This window comes from Pseudomonas sp. CH235, from assembly GCF_004368175.1.
GTDB classification, from domain to species: domain Bacteria; phylum Pseudomonadota; class Gammaproteobacteria; order Pseudomonadales; family Pseudomonadaceae; genus Aquipseudomonas; species Aquipseudomonas paraglycinae.
In genome coordinates this window covers 40,604-58,241 of the sequence record NZ_RRZJ01000029.1, presented here as the reverse complement: position 1 = coordinate 58,241, position 17,638 = coordinate 40,604, and the positions used below count along the sequence as shown (strand labels likewise).

16 protein-coding genes are annotated in these 17,638 nt (G+C 61.0%); 11 read left to right on the top strand and 5 right to left on the bottom strand.

Translation table 11 applies throughout. The features are described from left to right. Window positions 1-3: 3 nt before the first annotated feature. From EIY71_RS23420 to EIY71_RS23410, 3 genes are read right to left on the bottom strand one after another with little or no spacing between them, the layout of a single operon-like run. Window positions 4-1,485, bottom strand: a complete 1,482-nt coding sequence (locus EIY71_RS23420; RefSeq protein ID WP_085603065.1) for an aldehyde dehydrogenase — start codon at window positions 1,483-1,485, stop codon at window positions 4-6. Further along, entirely contained in the window at window positions 1,482-2,315 is an 834-nt protein-coding gene (locus EIY71_RS23415) for an alpha/beta fold hydrolase (RefSeq protein WP_085746234.1), read from the bottom strand. The genes EIY71_RS23420 and EIY71_RS23415 overlap by 4 nt, the downstream gene beginning before the upstream one ends. Before the next feature lie 32 nt (window positions 2,316-2,347). Then, a complete protein-coding gene (locus tag EIY71_RS23410) occupies window positions 2,348-2,938 on the bottom strand; it encodes an amino acid synthesis family protein (RefSeq protein ID WP_007957412.1) in 591 nt (196 codons plus the stop codon). 222 nt (window positions 2,939-3,160) lie between these two features. On the opposite strand from EIY71_RS23410, the gene EIY71_RS23405 reads away from it, so the two are divergent. From EIY71_RS23405 to EIY71_RS23395, 3 genes are all read left to right on the top strand, one after another. Beyond that, window positions 3,161-4,129 (top strand): hypothetical protein, encoded by a 969-nt coding sequence (locus EIY71_RS23405; protein ID WP_134023298.1) that lies wholly within the window; start codon window positions 3,161-3,163, stop codon window positions 4,127-4,129. A gap of 254 nt (window positions 4,130-4,383) precedes the next feature. After that, window positions 4,384-5,412 carry a YCF48-related protein gene (locus tag EIY71_RS23400; RefSeq protein ID WP_085746236.1) on the top strand — a complete coding sequence of 343 codons (1,029 nt, stop codon included), beginning with the start codon at window positions 4,384-4,386 and terminating at the stop codon, window positions 5,410-5,412. A 28-nt stretch (window positions 5,413-5,440) separates the two neighbouring features. Next, window positions 5,441-7,825, top strand: a complete 2,385-nt coding sequence (locus tag EIY71_RS23395) for an RND family transporter (protein WP_134023296.1) — start codon at window positions 5,441-5,443, stop codon at window positions 7,823-7,825. 265 nt (window positions 7,826-8,090) lie between these two features. On the opposite strand, the gene EIY71_RS23390 is transcribed toward EIY71_RS23395, so the two are convergent. Both EIY71_RS23390 and EIY71_RS23380 read right to left on the bottom strand, forming a co-directional pair. Next, the gene (locus EIY71_RS23390) at window positions 8,091-8,810 is read right to left on the bottom strand and encodes a FadR/GntR family transcriptional regulator (RefSeq protein WP_011334609.1); all 720 of its coding nucleotides are present in this window, start codon (window positions 8,808-8,810) and stop codon (window positions 8,091-8,093) included. A 208-nt stretch (window positions 8,811-9,018) separates the two neighbouring features. Further along, complete coding sequence (locus EIY71_RS23380; protein ID WP_129974217.1) at window positions 9,019-10,755, bottom strand: IlvD/Edd family dehydratase; 1,737 nt, start codon at window positions 10,753-10,755, stop codon at window positions 9,019-9,021. A 193-nt stretch (window positions 10,756-10,948) separates the two neighbouring features. Between EIY71_RS23380 and EIY71_RS23375 the strand changes: the two genes are divergently transcribed. The 8 genes from EIY71_RS23375 to EIY71_RS23340 all read left to right on the top strand — a co-directional run bounded on the left by EIY71_RS23375 (window position 10,949) and on the right by EIY71_RS23340 (window position 17,633). Continuing rightward, window positions 10,949-12,271, top strand: a complete 1,323-nt coding sequence (locus EIY71_RS23375; protein WP_074688585.1) for an MFS transporter — start codon at window positions 10,949-10,951, stop codon at window positions 12,269-12,271. A gap of 35 nt (window positions 12,272-12,306) precedes the next feature. Further along, window positions 12,307-13,299 carry an AraD1 family protein gene (gene araD1 / locus EIY71_RS23370; protein WP_085746238.1) on the top strand — a complete coding sequence of 331 codons (993 nt, stop codon included), beginning with the start codon at window positions 12,307-12,309 and terminating at the stop codon, window positions 13,297-13,299. 9 nt (window positions 13,300-13,308) lie between these two features. Further along, entirely contained in the window at window positions 13,309-14,889 is a 1,581-nt protein-coding gene (locus tag EIY71_RS23365) for an aldehyde dehydrogenase (NADP(+)) (protein ID WP_085746239.1), read from the top strand. 205 nt (window positions 14,890-15,094) lie between these two features. Then, the gene (locus EIY71_RS23360; protein WP_085746274.1) at window positions 15,095-15,403 is read left to right on the top strand and encodes a DUF5629 family protein; all 309 of its coding nucleotides are present in this window, start codon (window positions 15,095-15,097) and stop codon (window positions 15,401-15,403) included. Continuing rightward, the gene (locus EIY71_RS23355) at window positions 15,400-16,575 is read left to right on the top strand and encodes a lactonase family protein (RefSeq protein ID WP_134023294.1); all 1,176 of its coding nucleotides are present in this window, start codon (window positions 15,400-15,402) and stop codon (window positions 16,573-16,575) included. Before EIY71_RS23360 ends, EIY71_RS23355 begins: the two co-directional genes overlap by 4 nt. Window positions 16,576-16,731: 156 nt before the next feature. Beyond that, complete coding sequence (locus tag EIY71_RS23350) at window positions 16,732-16,911, top strand: hypothetical protein (protein WP_011334602.1); 180 nt, start codon at window positions 16,732-16,734, stop codon at window positions 16,909-16,911. A gap of 255 nt (window positions 16,912-17,166) precedes the next feature. Continuing rightward, a complete protein-coding gene (locus EIY71_RS23345) occupies window positions 17,167-17,379 on the top strand; it encodes a hypothetical protein (RefSeq protein WP_085746241.1) in 213 nt (70 codons plus the stop codon). Continuing rightward, the gene (locus tag EIY71_RS23340) at window positions 17,376-17,633 is read left to right on the top strand and encodes a hypothetical protein (RefSeq protein ID WP_085746242.1); all 258 of its coding nucleotides are present in this window, start codon (window positions 17,376-17,378) and stop codon (window positions 17,631-17,633) included. The genes EIY71_RS23345 and EIY71_RS23340 overlap by 4 nt, the downstream gene beginning before the upstream one ends. Window positions 17,634-17,638: the final 5 nt, after the last annotated feature.

Below are 17,638 nucleotides of genomic sequence, written 5' to 3'. Positions count from 1 at the left end.
CTCCTAACGCATCACAAACGGATCAGGCATCGGCGCCTGGGAGAGGTTGATCCACACCGTTTTCAGTTCGGTGTAGGCCAGCACCGAATCGATGCCGCTTTCGCGTCCATAGCCACTGTTCTTGAAGCCGCCGATCGGTGCCATCGCCGACACCGCGCGGTAAGTGTTGACCCAGATAATCCCCGAGCGCACGTCCCGGGCCAGACGATGGGCCCGGCCCAGATCGCGGGTCCAGATGCCGGCGGCGAGGCCGAACTGCGAGTCGTTGGCAATCGCCAGCGCTTCGGCTTCGTCCTTGAAACGGATCACCGAGGCCACCGGACCAAAGACTTCTTCCTGCATGATCTTCATCGAGTTGCGATCGCATTCGAACAGCGTCGGTTCGTAGAACCAGCCATCACCCACGCCACTCGGACGCTTGCCACCCAGACGCAGGCGCGCGCCTTCGGCGATGGCATCGGCCACCAGACCTTCAACCACTGCCAGTTGCTGCGCGGTGGCCATCGGACCCATTTCGCTGCTGTCGTCCTGCGGGTTGCCGATGCGGATGCGCTGGGCGCGCTCCACCAACCGGCTGACGAATTCGTCGTAGATTTCATCCTGCACCAGCAGTCGCGAACCGGATACGCAGCTCTGACCGGATGCGGCGTAGATCCCGGCGATGGCGCCGTTGATCGCACTGTCGAGATCAGCGTCGGCAAAGATGATGTTCGGCGATTTGCCGCCCAGTTCCAGCGACAGCTTGGCGAAGTTCTCGGCGCTGCTGCGCACCACATGCCGGGCCGTGGCCGCGCCGCCGGTGAAGGCAATCTTGCGGATCAGCGGATGGCGGGTGAGGGCGGCGCCCGTGCTCGGGCCGTAACCGGTGACCACGTTGACCACGCCCGGCGGAATCCCGGCTTCGAGGGCCAGGCGCGCCAGCTCAAGAATGGTCGCCGAGGCGTGCTCGGAGGGCTTGATCACAATGGTGTTGCCCGCCGCCAGCGCCGGCGCCAGTTTGATCGCGGTCAGATAAAGCGGGCTGTTCCACGGAATGATCGCGGCGACCACGCCCATGGCTTCGTGCACGGTGTAGGCGAACAGATCGGGCTTATCCAGCGGCAGGGTGCCGCCTTCGAGCTTGTCGGCGAGGCCGGCGGTGTAGTGGAAGAACTCCGGCAGATAACCGACCTGACCGCGGGTTTCGCGGATCAGTTTGCCATTGTCTCGGCTTTCCAGCTGCGCCAGTTGTTCCTTGTTTTCAGCGATCAGGTCACCGAGACGACGCAGCAGTTTGCCGCGCGCGGTGGCGGTCAAGCCACGCCATGCCGGGCTGTCGAAGGCGGTCTGCGCGGCTTGCACGGCGCGTTCGACGTCGGCCTCGTCAGCGTCGGGCAGTTCGGCCCAAGGTTCGGCCAGCGCCGGGTTGAGGCTTTCGAAAGTCTTGCCGGAGAGGGCGTCGACCCATTCTCCGCCGATGCACATCTGGAAGCGTGCGAGCGTCATGCAACGATCCCCTTTATATGGTTTTGTCGGGCGTGTGCGGTGTCGAGAAATTCCAGCAGCGTCTGGTTCACCAGCCGTGGCGACTCTACCGGCATCATATGCCGTTGCTCGGGCAGCACGGCAACCTTCGCACCGGGAATGCGCGCGGCCAGTTGCTCGGCCATTTCCGGGGTCGATCCGGGGTCCAGCTCGCCGGTGGCGATCAGCGTCGGCGCCTGGATGCTGCCCAGGTCGTCGGCGCGGTACATGTCCTGGGTGGCGAACAATTCGTAGGTGGTCAGGTAACCCTGCGGATCATTGCCGGCCAGGGTCTGGCGGATCGCGGCGATCTGCGCCGGGTTGGCCGCCTGATATTCACGGCTGAACCAGCGCGACAGTGCCGCTTCGGCATTCGCGTCGGGCCCGTGTTCGGCAGCTTGAGCGGTGCGGGCGATGACGCCGGCGCGTTGCTCTTCGCTGCGGTTGAACACGCTGTTGAGCACCACCAGGCTTTTCAGGCGGTCCGGGTAATGCAGGGCAAACGCCCGCGCCACCAGACCGCCCATGGAAAAGCCGATCACCGATGCCTCGGGCAATTGCAGGTGGTCGAGCAACTCCAGCAACTGATCGGCATAGCCGAGCAGGGCGGTGCCGCTGGCCGGTCGCGGGCTGGCGCCATGGCCGAGCATGTCGTAGGCGATCACCCGGTATTGCGTGGCCAGGCCAACGATCTGGCCGCCCCACATTTCTTTGTTCAGGCCTACGCCGTGGATCAACACCACGGGTTGGCCAACGCCTGTCGCCAGATAACTGGTGCCGGCCGGGGTGAGTTCAGCGGTGAGCCGAATCATGGAGCGCTCCTGCAATGCCTTTTTTATTGTGATTACTGGGCTTTTTCGGCGGCCAGTTCTTCCAGATCGATGTAGCGGTTGCCGATGCGCGGGTGCAGGCGACCACCGTCGGCGCAACCGAGCACCACGACGATTTCGTCGGCGCGGGGGGCGTCTTCGATCTGCATTTCCAGGGTTATGTAGTGCGAGCGCAGGCCTTCGTCGTCCTTGTGCATCATCGGGATCTGAATCGAAGTGCCCGGACCGCCGCGCTTGTTGGTGAAGCTCAGGTAGCTCTTGGCCTTGACCGCTTCGCGATAGTGATTGCCGAAGCGCAGGGTGTGGATCACCGCCGACGCGTGCTCGATTTCGCCGTCGGCGCCGACCACCGCGGCTTTGCCGTAAGCCTCGATCTTCTCGGCACCGCCGATGATGCCCACCAGACGCTCGACCATCATCGCGCCGAGGTCGGAGCAATTGGCGCGAATCTGCGGCTTGAGGTCTTCGACAAAGCCGTTGCCGACCCACGGGTTTTTCATCACGACGGCCAGGCCCACCATGGTCACCGGGGTGTCGGAAGCCTTGCCGCCTTCAATGAAGGTCTCTTCGACATAGCTGACGATCTTGCGAATTTCGAAACTCATGAGCTGCTCCGTAGGGGATAAAGAGTGTCTGTGCGTCTGATGGTATACCATAATACCGATCGTGCAAGCCTCCCATTCGAATTTGTACGAGATCAGATGGACGGCATGCGCAAGCGCCACGCCATTCAGGGGCGGCAGTTCAAATGTTTAGAGGCGTTGATCGGATAAGCGGAAGGCTTGGGATAACATTGTCCGATCTGAGAGAAAGGACGCTCGCGATCAATGCTCCCCTACATTGCTACCTATTTGATTTTCGCTTTCGTACTGGAAGTGGCCAGACGCTGCATGGATGGCCCGATGTTTGTCAGAACAGGTTCGAAACACTGGCCCTGGAAGCTCAACTACAGCATTCGATGGTGGGGGTTCGACGAGTATCTGGCGGCGCTGACCCTTGTGTCGCTGGCGCTGCTGCTGTTGCTCGCTTTATGGACCAGGCTGGGCAGCCCTGCGGATCTGAGTGTGGTCTTGCAGGTATGGGTCACCCTGTGCCTGAGTTCATTGGTCCTCTCGATCAGATATTTCAATCTGGTCGCAAAATTCAGGGAAAACTTCTGGTGGCTGGCCCTCACCGCGGCCTTGATAACGTTGGGTATCGGCCAGTTTGCGAGTGCCTGGGCTGACTATTTCATCGTTCACTACACGCGAGTCGAAGCCACCCAGTTTCCCGTCGCACAAAAGACGCTGACGTTGCTGATACTTGCATTCACTTGGCTATACGCCGCGACGATGCTGGGCAGTCTCATTGTCATCGTCACATATATGTTCATGAATGAAGTGAAGCCGACATTCCGCGAGTCGGCGAAGCGCGATCCTCTGTCAGCGCCGTTCTGGAAAAAATACAAATCCGGTCGTAGCCACATCAGGCGCGCGACCATGCGCTGGATTGTCCTCGGCGTGTCTCTTTTCACCGTCAGCAGTTCATGGAGTGTGTGGGTTTTTGTTCTCAAACATGTCGAAGAAGGTGTTCAGGAAGCTCTGGTATTCGCCTCGTTTCATCTTCATCCGCGCGAATGCGCCATCCCCGGGATGCCCCATGGCGCCAGAGCGGCATTGATCAGTGAAAAAAAAGCGGTTGTCGCAATTCCCGGGGCCAAGGGTTATGTCTTCGAGACTATGCCTTGCGACATGCAGTCGATCCGGGTTCTGAAAGATGACGCGGCTCAGAGGTTGAAGCTGGATGATTATTTTTGACGAGGGGCCAGATGCGGGTTCATCAACCCGGCGAATACCCCTCCATTCGCTCGCAACCCCGCTCCTTCGCGGTTAACAAAAGATAACGTTGCGCCGATTGTCAGACGTTTCGAATGCCCGATAGGATGAGCCAGCTTCCGAAGGGGCTCTGGATGGCGGGTTTCAGGACTATGCTTGTGACCAGGCAGTCACCGTGAGCACCCTTGCGGCGCCCTTAAGGTCCATGACCAACAATAATAAACAGGGGAAGGTCTATGAGTCGTTGCCGCCCGCCGGCGTTACGCAACACCGCGTTGCTGGCCACAGCACTCTCTCTGCTGGGCTTTGCCACATTGTCGGCGCCGGTTCTCGCCGCCGAAGCGCCAGCCGACGTGGTCTATTCCACCGAATCGGCCAAGGCCTCGAAAAGCCTGATGCTCGATGTCGTTCACGCCGGAACCCGGCTGGTGGCGGTTGGGGATCGCGGGCACATTCTCTATTCCGACGATCAGGGCAAGACCTGGACCCAGGCCAAAGTGCCGAGCCGCCAGTTGCTGACCGCCGTGTATTTCGTCGATGACAAGCACGGCTGGGCCGTCGGCCACGACGCACAGATCCTCGCCAGCGAAGACGGCGGCCTGACCTGGACCAAACAGTTCGAAGACCTCAAGCGTGAGTCGCCGCTGCTCGACGTCTGGTTCAAGGACGTCAACAGTGGCCTGGCCGTAGGTGCCTACGGCGCGCTGCTGGAAACCACCGACGGCGGCAAAAACTGGGAAGACGTCAGCGACCGCCTCGACAACGAAGACCAGTTCCACCTCAACGCCATCGCTTCCGTAAAAGACGCCGGCCTGTTCATCGTCGGTGAGTCGGGCAGCATGTTCCGCTCCGCCGACTGGGGCCAGACCTGGGAAAAACTCGAAGGCCCGTACGAAGGCTCGCTGTTCGGCGTGATCGGTACGGCGCAGCCGCAAACCCTGCTGGCCTACGGTCTGCGCGGCAACCTTTACCGCTCCACCGATTTCGGCAGCACCTGGGAGCAGGTCGAACTGAAAGCTGCGCGCGGTTCGCTGGAGTTCGGCCTGTCCGGTGCCACACTGCTCGAAGACGGCTCCATCGTCATCGTCGGCAACGGCGGCTCGGTGGTCAGCAGCAGTGACAACGGCGAAACCTTCAGCGTGTTCAACCGTCCGGATCGCATCTCGCTGTCGTCGGTCACCGCCGCCGGCAACGGCAATCTGATCCTGAGCGGGCAGGGTGGCGTTCGGGTCACTACTGCGAACGGCGCCGAGCTGGGCAAATGAGCCGAATCAATAATAAGAAGGCGGGGCTATGACTTCCTTGAGCACTCATCATCAGGACAAGGCGACGTTTCTCGAGCGCCTGATCTTCAACAACCGCCCGGCAGTGATCGTGATCTGCCTGCTGGTCAGCATTTTCCTGTTCTGGCAGGCCACGCTGATCCGCCCGTCCACCAGTTTCGAAAAGATGATCCCGCTCAAGCATCCGTTCATCGAGAAGATGATGGAGCACCGCAACGATCTGGCGAACCTGGGCAACACCGTGCGTATTTCGGTGGAAGCGAAGGATGGCGACATCTTCTCCAAGGAGTACATGGAGACCCTGCGTCAGATCAACGACGAGGTGTTCTACATCTCCGGCGTCGACCGTTCCGGCCTCAAGTCGCTGTGGAGCCCGAGCGTGCGCTGGACCGAAGTGACCGAGGAAGGTTTTGCCGGCGGCGAAGTGATCCCGCAGAGCTACAACGGCTCCCAGGACAGCCTCGATCTGCTGCGCAATAACGTGCTCAAGTCCGGTCAGGTCGGGCGTCTGGTGGCCAACGACTTCAAGTCGAGCATCGTCGACATCCCGCTGCTGGAGTCCTACCCGGACCCGCAGGACCAGGGCAAGCTGCTGGCGCTGGACTACCGCCAGTTCTCCCATGAGCTCGAAGACAAGATCCGCAACAAGTTCGAAGCGCAGAACCCCAACGTCAAGATCCACATCGTCGGCTTCGCCAAGAAGGTCGGTGACCTGATCGACGGCCTGGTGATGGTGGTGATGTTCTTCGGCATCGCTTTCGTCATCACCCTGATCCTGCTGCTGTGGTTCACCAACTGCCTGCGCAGCACTGTGGCGGTGTTGAGCACCACGCTGGTGGCGGTGGTCTGGCAACTCGGGTTGATGCACTTCTTCGGGTTCGGCCTCGATCCGTATTCGATGCTGGTGCCGTTCCTGATCTTCGCCATCGGCATTTCCCACGGCGTGCAGAAAATCAACGGTATCGCCCTGCAATCCGGTGAGGCGGACAACGCGTTGACGGCCGCACGGCGGACATTCCGTCAATTGTTCCTGCCGGGGATGATCGCGATTCTGGCAGACGCCGTCGGCTTCATCACGCTGCTGATCATCGACATCGGCGTGATCCGCGAGCTGGCCATCGGCGCTTCCATCGGCGTGGCGGTGATCGTGTTCACCAACCTGATCCTGCTGCCGGTGGCGATTTCCTATGTCGGCATCAGCAAGCGCGCCATCGCCAAGAGCAAGAAGGACGCGCATCGCGAGCATCCGTTCTGGCGTCTGCTGTCGAATTTCGCCAACCCGAAAGTCGCGCCGATTTCCATCGCCCTGGCGCTGGTCGCCTTCGGCGGCGGTCTCTGGTACAGCCAGAACCTGAAAATCGGTGACCTCGACCAGGGCGCGCCGGAACTGCGTCCGGACTCGCGCTACAACAAGGACAACAACTTCATCATCAGCAACTATTCGACCAGTTCCGACGTGCTGGTGGTGATGGTCAAGACCAAGTCCGAAGGCTGCTCGCGCTATGAAGCCATGGCGCCGATCGACGAACTGATGTGGAAGATGCAGAACACCGAGGGCGTGCAGTCGGCGATCTCGCTGGTGACCGTGTCCAAGCAGATGATCAAGGGCATGAACGAGGGCAACCTGAAATGGGAAACCCTGTCGCGCAACCCGGATGTGCTGAACAACTCAATCGCCCGGGCCGACGGCCTGTACAACAACAGTTGCTCGCTGGCGCCGGTGCTGGTGTTCCTCAACGACCACAAGGCCGAAACCCTGGATCGCGCCGTGCATGCGGTGCAGGACTTCGCCAAGGAAAACAACAAGGAAGGCCTGGAGTTCATCCTCGCGGCTGGTAACGCCGGGATCGAGGCGGCCACCAACGACGTGATCAAGAAGTCCGAGCTGACCATTCTGATCCTGGTGTACATCTGCGTGGCGGTGATGTGCATGATCACCTTCCGCTCGTGGGCGGCGACCCTGTGCATCGTGCTGCCGCTGGTGCTGACCTCGGTGCTGGGTAACGCGCTGATGGCGTTCATGGGTATCGGCGTGAAGGTAGCGACGCTGCCGGTAGTGGCGTTGGGCGTGGGCATCGGCGTGGACTACGGCATCTACATCTACAGCCGCCTGGAAAGTTTCCTGCGTGCCGGTTTGCCGCTGCAGGAAGCCTATTACCAGACCCTGAAATCCACCGGTAAAGCGGTGCTGTTCACCGGTCTGTGCCTGGCCATCGGCGTGTGCACCTGGATCTTCTCGGCGATCAAGTTCCAGGCCGACATGGGCCTGATGCTGACCTTCATGCTGCTGTGGAACATGTTCGGTGCGCTGTGGCTATTGCCGGCACTGGCGAAGTTCCTGATCAAGCCGGAGAAACTGGCGGGGCAGAAGGGAAATTCTCTGTTTGCTCACTGATCCGGTTGGCTGAAATGAAAAAGCCGCAACCTTGAAGGGTTGCGGCTTTTTTTATGGTGTGAGAGCAAAAGCCCCCTCACCCTAGCCCTCTCCCAAAGGGAGAGGGGACTGACCGGGTTGTGCTTCGTGAACCATCGACCTGAAAAACCGAGTCGATTACGGATTCAAGGCAGATCGTTCAAGTCGGTGTATCTCTCCAATATCCCCGGATTGGTGCCCTCTCCCCCTGGGAGAGGGCTAGGGTGAGGGCAGGCGGACTAAAGGCTTACGAAAGATCCGCCCCAAGCACAACACTCAATGCGCTGCGCGCATCATCCAGCTGCACCAACGTCGCATGCCTCGCCCCCAACGCATCCCGATTCTCGATCGCCGTCAAAATCGCCTTGTGCCGAGGCAACGCCAGTTCATGCAGATTCGGCCGCTGATTCGAATGCTTCAACGCCTCGGCAATCGCCACCGCAAGCATGTTGCACAGATTGGCCAGCAAATCGTTGTGGGTCGCATCGGCAATCCGGCTGTGAAAGTCCAGATCCGGTTGCAGCAAGGCTTCCGGCGTCGGGGCCGCTTCCATGCGCTGGTAAGCCTCGGCAATCGACGCAATGTCGGCATCGGTGGCGTGCTGGGCGGCGAGGGCGGCGGCGGCGGGTTCGATGATGCTGCGCACGCTGGTGAGGACGTTGAAGAACTCGTTCTGCGGGCTGCTTTGCATCAGCCAGTGCAGCACGTCCGGGTCGAGCATGTGCCATTCGCGGCGCGGCTTGACCACGGTGCCGACGCGCGGTTTCGAATACACCAGGCCCTTGGCGACCAGCACTCGGGTGGCTTCGCGCAACACCGGCCGGCTGACCGCGTATTCCTCGCAGAGCAAGGCTTCGGCGGGCAGCTTGTCGCAGGGCAGAAAGCGTCCGGAAACAATCTGCATGCCCAGTTCCTGGACGATGCGCGAGTGCATGCTTTTACGGTCGGAAGGTTTGCGGTAATCCATGGGGAGTGGCGCGATCCTGAGCGATGGAGATGCCGCGCATCATAGCAGGCACGGCGTAATCTGGAGCGAGGCAATGATCGTTCCCACGCTCCGCGTGGGAATGCCTGAAGGGACGCTCTGCGTTCCAGTTCTCAAATGGGACGCAGAGCGTCCCGGGCTGCATTCCCACGCAGAGCGTGGGAAGGATCAGGGCAGGGGGACAGCGGTGTTAGTGGGAATGGCGGGGGACTTCAGCCCCTCGGCAACCTACCAGGAAGTCGAAATCACACCCCTGATCCGCCTGCAGCACATGGTCGATATACAGCTGACGATACCCACCCACCAACAATTGCTGCGGCGGTTGCAGATCCGCCATGCGCGCCGCCAGTTCAGCGTCCGGAATGTCCAGATGCAAACGCCCGCTGGCGCAGTCCAGCTCGATCCAGTCACCTTCCTTCACTGCCGCCAAAGGCCCGCCGGCCGCCGCTTCCGGCGCGACATGCAACACAACGGTGCCGTAGGCCGTGCCGCTCATGCGCGCATCGGAGATACGTACCATGTCGGTCACGCCCTGCGCCAGCAGCTTGGCCGGCAGCCCCATGTTGCCGACTTCGGCCATGCCCGGATAACCCTTCGGCCCGCAGTTCTTCATCACCAGAATCGAGTTGGCATCGACGTCCAGTTCCGGGTCGTTGATGCGCGCCTTGTACATGTCGAAGTTCTCGAACACCACCGCGCGGCCACGGTGCTGCATCAGCTCCGGCGTTGCGGCTGACGGTTTGAGCACCGCGCCCAGTGGCGCGAGGTTGCCGCGCAACACGCAGATGCCGCCGTCGGCGCGGATCGGATTGTCGAGGGTGCGGATCACTTCGTCTTCACCGTAGATCGGCGCGTCCTTGGTGTTCTCGCCGATGGATTTGCCGTTGACGGTCAGCGCGTTCGGATTCGGAATCAGATTGGCTTCGCCGAGGCGGCGCAACACGGCCGGCAATCCCCCGGCGTAGTAGAACTCTTCCATCAGGAAACGCCCGGACGGTTGCAGGTCGACAATGGTCGGCATGCCGCGACCGATGCGGGTCCAGTCGTCCAGATCCAGCTCGACGCCAATGCGCCCGGCGATGGCTTTGAGGTGGATTACCGCGTTGGTCGAACCGCCAATCGCTGCGTTGACCCGGATCGCATTTTCGAAGGCTTCCTTGGTCAGGATCTTCGACAGTTTCAGATCCTCACGAACCATCTCCACCGCACGCATGCCGGACATGTGCGCCAACACATAACGCCGCGCATCCACCGCCGGAATCGCCGCGTTGTGTGGCAGGGACGTGCCCAGTGCTTCGGCCATGCAAGCCATGGTCGACGCGGTGCCCATGGTGTTGCAGGTGCCGGCGGAGCGAGACATGCCGCCCTCGGCCGCGAGGAAATCATCAATCGTGATGGTGCCGGCCTTGACCTGTTCGCTGAGCTGCCAGACCACGGTGCCGGAGCCGATGTCCTTGCCTTTGTGCTTGCCGTTGAGCATCGGCCCGCCGGTGACGACGATCGCCGGCACGTCGCAACTGGCCGCGCCCATCAGCAGAGCCGGGGTGGTCTTGTCGCAACCGGTCAGCAGCACCACGCCGTCAATCGGATTGCCGCGAATTGCTTCCTCAACGTCCATGCTCGCCAGGTTGCGGGTGAGCATGGCGGTCGGGCGCAGATTCGATTCGCCATTCGAGAACACCGGGAATTCCACCGGGAAGCCGCCAGCCTCGATCACCCCGCGTTTGACGTGCTCTGCGATCTGGCGGAAGTGCGCGTTGCACGGGGTCAGTTCCGACCAGGTGTTGCAGATGCCGATGATCGGCTTGCCATGGAACTGATGGTCGGCGATGCCCTGATTCTTCATCCAGCTGCGGTACATGAAGCCGTTCTTGTCGGCCGTGCCAAACCATTGGGCGGAGCGCAGGGTGAGTTTCTTATCAGACATGATCGATTCTCTTATTGTAAGACTATTGTTTGCGGGCTTCGTCTAAACATATGCGCAAAATCGTCGCTTTGGAAGTGTTGTCGCATAATTAGTATTACTATATAGTCGTTTTCGACGGAGGGATGGCCCTGGCGATTTTCCGCGAGAGGCGTTCCCCGAGGTTCCATAAAAACAACAATCGGAGACCGATCTCATGAGCCAGGAACTGCGGCTTGTCCGGCGCATCACGCTGAAACTGATTCCCTTCCTGATCCTGCTGTACCTGATCGCCTATGTGGATCGCTCGGCCGTCGGCTTCGCCAAGCTGCACATGGGCGCCGACATCGGTATCGGCGATGCTGCCTACGGCCTCGGTGCCGGGCTGTTTTTCATCGGCTACTTTCTGTTTGAAATCCCCAGCAACCTGATGCTCGAACGCTTCGGCGCGCGGCGCTGGTTTGCGCGGATCATGATCACCTGGGGCGCCATCACCATCGGCATGGCCTTCGTCCAGGGCCCGCACAGTTTCTACGTGATGCGCTTTCTGCTCGGCGCGGCGGAGGCGGGGTTCTTTCCCGGCGTTCTGTACTACATCACCCAATGGTTTCCGGTGCGCCATCGCGGCAAGATCCTCGGGCTGTTCATCCTTTCCCAACCCATCGCGATGATGATCACCGGCCCCGTTTCGGGCGGTTTGCTGGGCATGGACGGCATCCTCGGCCTGCATGGCTGGCAGTGGCTGTTCATCGTCATCGGCACCCCGGCGATCCTGCTGACCTGGCCGGTACTGCGCTGGCTGCCGGACGGCCCGCAGCAAGTGAAATGGATGGATCAGGCCGAGAAGGACTGGCTGACCGGCGAGCTGAAAAAGGACCTGCAGGAATACGGCCAGACCCGTCACGGCAATCCTCTGCATGCGCTGAAAGACAAACGCGTGCTGCTGCTGGCGCTGTTCTACCTGCCGGTGACCCTGAGCATTTATGGCCTGGGCCTGTGGCTGCCGACCCTGATCAAACAGTTCGGCGGCAGCGATCTGGTGACAGGTTTCGTGTCTTCGGTGCCGTACATTTTCGGGATCATCGGCCTGCTGATCATTCCGCGCAGTTCCGACCGTCTGAATGATCGCTACGGCCATCTGGCGGTGCTTTATGTGCTGGGCGCCATGGGCCTGTTCCTCAGTGCCTGGCTGTCGTTGCCGGTGGCGCAACTGGCGGCGTTGTGTCTGGTGGCGTTTGCGCTGTTTTCCTGCACGGCGGTGTTCTGGACGCTGCCGGGGCGGTTCTTCGCTGGTGCCAGTGCTGCAGCCGGAATTGCGTTGATCAACTCGGTGGGCAACCTCGGCGGTTACATCGGCCCGTTCGTGATCGGCGCGCTGAAGGAATACACCGGCAACCTCGCTTCGGGCCTGTACTTCCTGTCCGGGGTGATGGTGTTCGGGCTGATTCTGACGGGTGTCGTCTATCGCTTGCTGGAGCGCAAGCATGTGCTCCCGGTCGAGCAATTTGCAGCGAGTGCACGGGGTGCGACGCGTACCTGATTTCGATCCAGGATTTGTTTTAACAGGAGAACATCATGCATCTGGTTCAATTCGAATTGAGTAGCGGCGAGCGCCGTGTCGGGGTGGTCGAGGACGGCCTCGTGCGTGAAGTACAAGATGCGCGCACGGTTCGCGATCTGGCCCTGGCCGCGATCGAGGCCGGCAGCACCCTCGCGCAGCAAGTGCAAACCCTTGGCCTCGGCATCAGTCACGATTACGCCGAATTGCTGGCCAAACTGCGCATTTTGCCGCCGCTGGATCACCCGGACCCGGCGCACCTGCTGGTCAGCGGCACCGGCCTCACGCACCTCGGCAGCGCCTCGGCCCGGGACAAGATGCACCAGCAGGCCGGTGACGAAGCGGCGATGACCGACACCATGCGCATCTTCAAGTGGGGCGTGGAGGGCGGAAAACCGGCGGCGGGGCAGGCCGGTGTGCAGCCGGAATGGTTCTACAAGGGCGACGGCAGCATCGTTGTGCGTCCCGGTCAGCCGTTCCCGCTGCCGCCGTTTGCCGAAGACGCCGGCGAGGAGCCAGAAATGGCCGGGCTCTACATCATCGGCCACGACGGCAAGCCGTATCGCCTCGGTTTCGCGGTGGGCAACGAATTCTCCGATCACGTCATGGAGCGCAAGAATTACCTGTATCTGGCCCACTCGAAACTGCGCAGTTGCAGCTACGGCCCGGAACTTCGCACGGGTGAATTGCCTCAACACCTGGCGGGCACCAGCCGCATCCTGCGCGACGGTGAAGTGCTGTGGCAGAACGAGTTCCTCAGCGGTGAGGCCAACATGTGCCACAGCCTGGCGAACCTCGAATACCACCACTTCAAGTACAGCCAGTTCCTGCGTCCCGGTGACGTGCACATTCACTTCTTCGGCACCGCGACCCTGTCGTTCGCCGATGGCATTCGCACTCAGCCGGGCGACGTGTTCGAGATCAGCCAGGCCGAATTCGGCGCACCGCTGGTCAACGGCATCGCTCCGGTCGCAGCGGCATTCGAACCGGACAGCATCGGCACCCTTTAAGGAGATCCCATGACTCAGATTCTCGGTCACAACTACATCGGCGGTCGTCGCAGCGCGGCGGGCAACGTCAAGCTGCAGAGCGTCGACGCCACCACGGGCGAAGCACTGCCCCACGATTTCATTCAGGCCACGGAAGCGGAAGTGGACGCTGCCGCCAAAGCCGCTGCGGCGGCGTATCCGGCGTATCGCAGCCTCAGCGCCGAACGCCGCGCGCAGTTTCTCGATGCGATTGCCGATGAGCTGGATGCGCTGGGCGATGATTTCGTCGCCGTGGTCTGTCGCGAAACCGCACTGCCGGCCGGGCGGATTCAAGGTGAAAGAGGGCGCACCAGCGGCCAGATGCGCTTGTTCGCCAAAGTCCTGCGACGCGGTGATTTCTACGGTGCGCGCATCGACCTGCCGTTGCCGGATCGTCAGCCGCTGCCACGTCCGGATCTGCGCCAATACCGCATCGGCCTCGGCCCAGTGGCGGTGTTCGGTGCAAGCAATTTTCCACTGGCATTCTCCACCGCCGGCGGCGATACCGCATCGGCGCTGGCGGCCGGTTGCCCGGTGGTGTTCAAGGCCCACAGCGGCCACATGGCCACCGCTGAACTGGTCGCCGATGCGCTGATTCGTGCAGCAGAAAAAACCGCCATGCCGGCCGGTGTGTTCAACATGATCTACGGTGGTGGCGTCGGTGAATGGCTGGTCAAACATCCGGCCATTCAGGCGGTTGGTTTCACCGGTTCGCTGCGGGGCGGACGGGCGCTGTGCGACATGGCCGCCGCGCGGCCTCAGCCGATCCCGGTGTTCGCCGAGATGTCGAGCATCAACCCGGTCATCGTGCTGCCCGAGGCCCTGGCCGTGCGATCGGAAACCGTCGCCCGCGATCTGACCGCTTCGGTGGTGCAGGGCTGCGGTCAGTTCTGTACCAATCCGGGCCTGGTGATCGGCATCCGTTCGCCACAGTTCACCGCATTCGTTGAGCAAGTCGCGGCGCTGATCGGTGATCAACCGGCGCAAACCATGCTCAATGCCGGGACCCTCGGCAGCTACGGCAAGGGCGTGGAAAAACTTTTGGTGCACGCTGGCATCGAGCATCTGGCGGGCAATCCGCAACAGGGCAATCAGGCGCAGCCGCAGTTGTTCAAAGCGGATGTTCGCCTGCTGATCGATGGCGATGAAGTGCTGCAGGAAGAAGTGTTCGGCCCGACCACGGTGATCGTCGAAGTGGCCGATCAGGCGCAGTTGAGTGCGGCGTTGAATGGCCTGCACGGGCAACTGACGGCGACCATCATCGGCGAGCAGACGGATTTCGAGCGCTTCCCGGAGCTGACGCCGTTGCTGGAACAGAAGGTCGGGCGGATCCTGCTCAATGGTTATCCGACCGGTGTCGAAGTGTGCGATTCGATGGTTCACGGCGGCCCGTATCCTGCGACGTCCGATGCCCGCGGCACCTCGGTGGGTACGCTGGCGATCGATCGTTTCCTGCGTCCGGTGTGCTTCCAGAATTACCCCGACAGCCTGCTGCCGGAACCGCTGAAAAACGCCAACCCGCTGCGTATTCAGCGGCTGGTCGACGGCAAGCCATCGCGCGAAGCCCTCTAAGCCCCATGCCATGATCGTTCCCACGCTGCGTTTCGTTGATCGTTCCCACGCTCCGCGTGGGAATGCAGCCCGGGACGCTCCGCGTCCCATTCGAGAGCTGGAACGCGGAGCGTCCCTTGAGGCATTCCCACGCAGAGCGTGGGAACGATCAAGAGCGGGGCTTTGAGCTATCATTGGCCCTTTCCCCCTGAAAGACATGATTGCCATGACTGCCGTAACCGACACCCTTCTCAACGCCCTCGAACACTGCGGTATGGTCGAAATCGACGGCCTGCACGCTTTCGAATTCGCCCTCGACGAAGACGACAACCTGCACATCGAATGCATCGATGGCCGAACAGCCAAGCACTGGGAATTCACCCCGGCTCAGGTGGCGGCGGCGACGTTTGATGAAGACCTGCAGAGCTGGTTGATCGTCGGTTTTTCCAGCGACACCAAAACCGTTGGCGAACACCGTCTGGTGTGCCTCGGTGACGTACTGAGCAGTGCCGACGACGAGGATGAAACTGAATGAACATGCGTAAATTCTGGCCATTGCTGATGGCCGGCAGTGTCGGTGCGATGGGCCTTTCCAGTGCCTCGGCCGAGAGCTTCCAGTTTTTGGTGGGCTCCTACACCGCCGGCACCAGCGAAGGCATCTACCGGATGAACTTCGACAGCGCCACCGGCCAGATCGCCGCCAAACCGCTGCAAGTGATCAAGAGCGAAAACCCGTCGTGGCTGACCCTTTCGAAGGATCAGCACCGGGTGTTCGTGGTCAACGAAAACGGCCCTGGCCAGAAGGATCCGGTCGGCCGCGTCAGCAGTTATTCCATCGATCCGAAGACCCACGCGCTGACCCTGATCAATCAAGTGCAGAGCCTGGGCAACGAGCCGACCCATTCGAGCCTCAGCGGCGACGCCAGCCATTTGTTCGTCAGCAACTACTCGGTGGTTGAAGATCCGGGCGGCACCCTCGCGGTGTTGCCGGTCGGCAGCGACGGCAAGCTCAAACCGGTGGTGCAGATGAGCGCGCACCCGGCAAGCCGGGTCAATCCCGAGCGTCAGGCCTCGAACCACGTGCACTCGACGGTGTCCTCGCCGGACGGTCGTTACGTGTTCTCCAATGACCTGGGTGCGGACAAGGTCTTCATCTACCAATTCGACCCGAAAGCCAACCCGGAACTGCCGCTGACCCCGGCGAAAACCGCGTCGGTGCAACTGCCAGCCGGCAGCGGCCCGCGTCATCTGCTGTTCAGCGCTGACGGCAAACATGCCTGGCTGACCATGGAAATGAGTGCTCAGGTCGCAGTGTTCGATTACAAGGACGGCGTCCTGACCCAGACGCAACTGGTCGATCTGGCTGCCGGCCAGCCGACGTCGGACAAAGCCGCCGCCGCGCTGCACGCGTCCGCCGACGGCAAATTCCTTTACGTCAGCAACCGTGGCACCGCCAATCAGCTGCTGGTGTTCGCCATCGACCCGGCCAATGGTCAGCTCAAGGAGCTGCAACGACGTTCGGTGGAAGGCGATCACCCGCGTGAGTTCAGCCTCGATCCAAGCGGCAAATTCCTGCTGATCGCCAACCAGAAGAGCAACCAGATTGTCGTGGTCGAGCGCGACGACAAGACCGGTTTGCTGGGCAAAACCGTGCAAAAACTGTCGATGGACGCCCCGAGCGATCTGAAGTTTCTCGTGCGTCAATAAGCCGCAGGCCCCGGTTTGCGGGGCCTGAAGCTATGTATTAATCCTGCTGATAACAGGTAATGTTGCAAAGCATTTCAGGCGATCGACCCTCGAGCGTTAAGTTTGCTTCACGGCCCAACCGGGCAAGCAAGCCAACTGAACACGAGGGTTACCGCCATGAACTTCAATCTCTTCTCGATCATCGCCGCTTCCGCCATCTCCGCCACTGTGGCTCTGCCAGCCAGTGCAAACGTTGAAATCAGCGACAAAAAATCCCACACCCAGAGCTACACCCAGAAATACCTGCAACAAAGCGCCAACTTCTACGCCGCGCTGGATCACAAAGCTCAACACTGAAATTTCCGTCACACCCTGGAACTGCCCAAGGCTGCGATCCTTTGATCTTGTTTCTCAAAAAGCAAAATCAAAAGATCGCAGCCTTGGGCAGTTTTTTGCCTGCGCAACGACCGACGATAGCTATTTTCAAACAGCGAGATAGACCGGCTAAATAATCAACGAAGCTGATGGTTACTATGGAAAACCCTGAGTGGTTACCCCGGCTTTTTTGATCGATTCTGTGGACCTCGAAACATTGTCCACGGAGCACACATCATGGCCAGTTCAATCATCACTTCCGCCAAACGCGGCGCCTACGTGGCCATCGGTCTGTACCTGGTCATGGTGCTGTTTGTCAGTCTGGCGTCGCAGTCGCAACACAGCTTCGAAGCACCAATCGACGTTGCACATCCCGGCATCCAGTTCGAACTCCGCTCGCAAAACGCGACGGTGGATTCAGCTGAACTCGCGGGAGTCGGCGGAGCATGAAAGGCTACAGACTCTGGGTCATCGCCGGGCTGGCGTTCATGACCAACGGCGCTTCGCTTTTGGGATTCGGTCAGGGCTCGGTCGGTGGACTGGCCCGGGCCATAGAGGCCAACCACAACATCGCGCATAACATCGAACGGGCCAATGCGCTGGGGCTGCTGGCCGGCAATCCGCCGGTGAAAACCCCCAGCGGATTTCTCGGTCCGTTCGAAGTGGATTGCTCGGCCATCGGCATGTGTGAAGTGCTGGCGTAACGCGC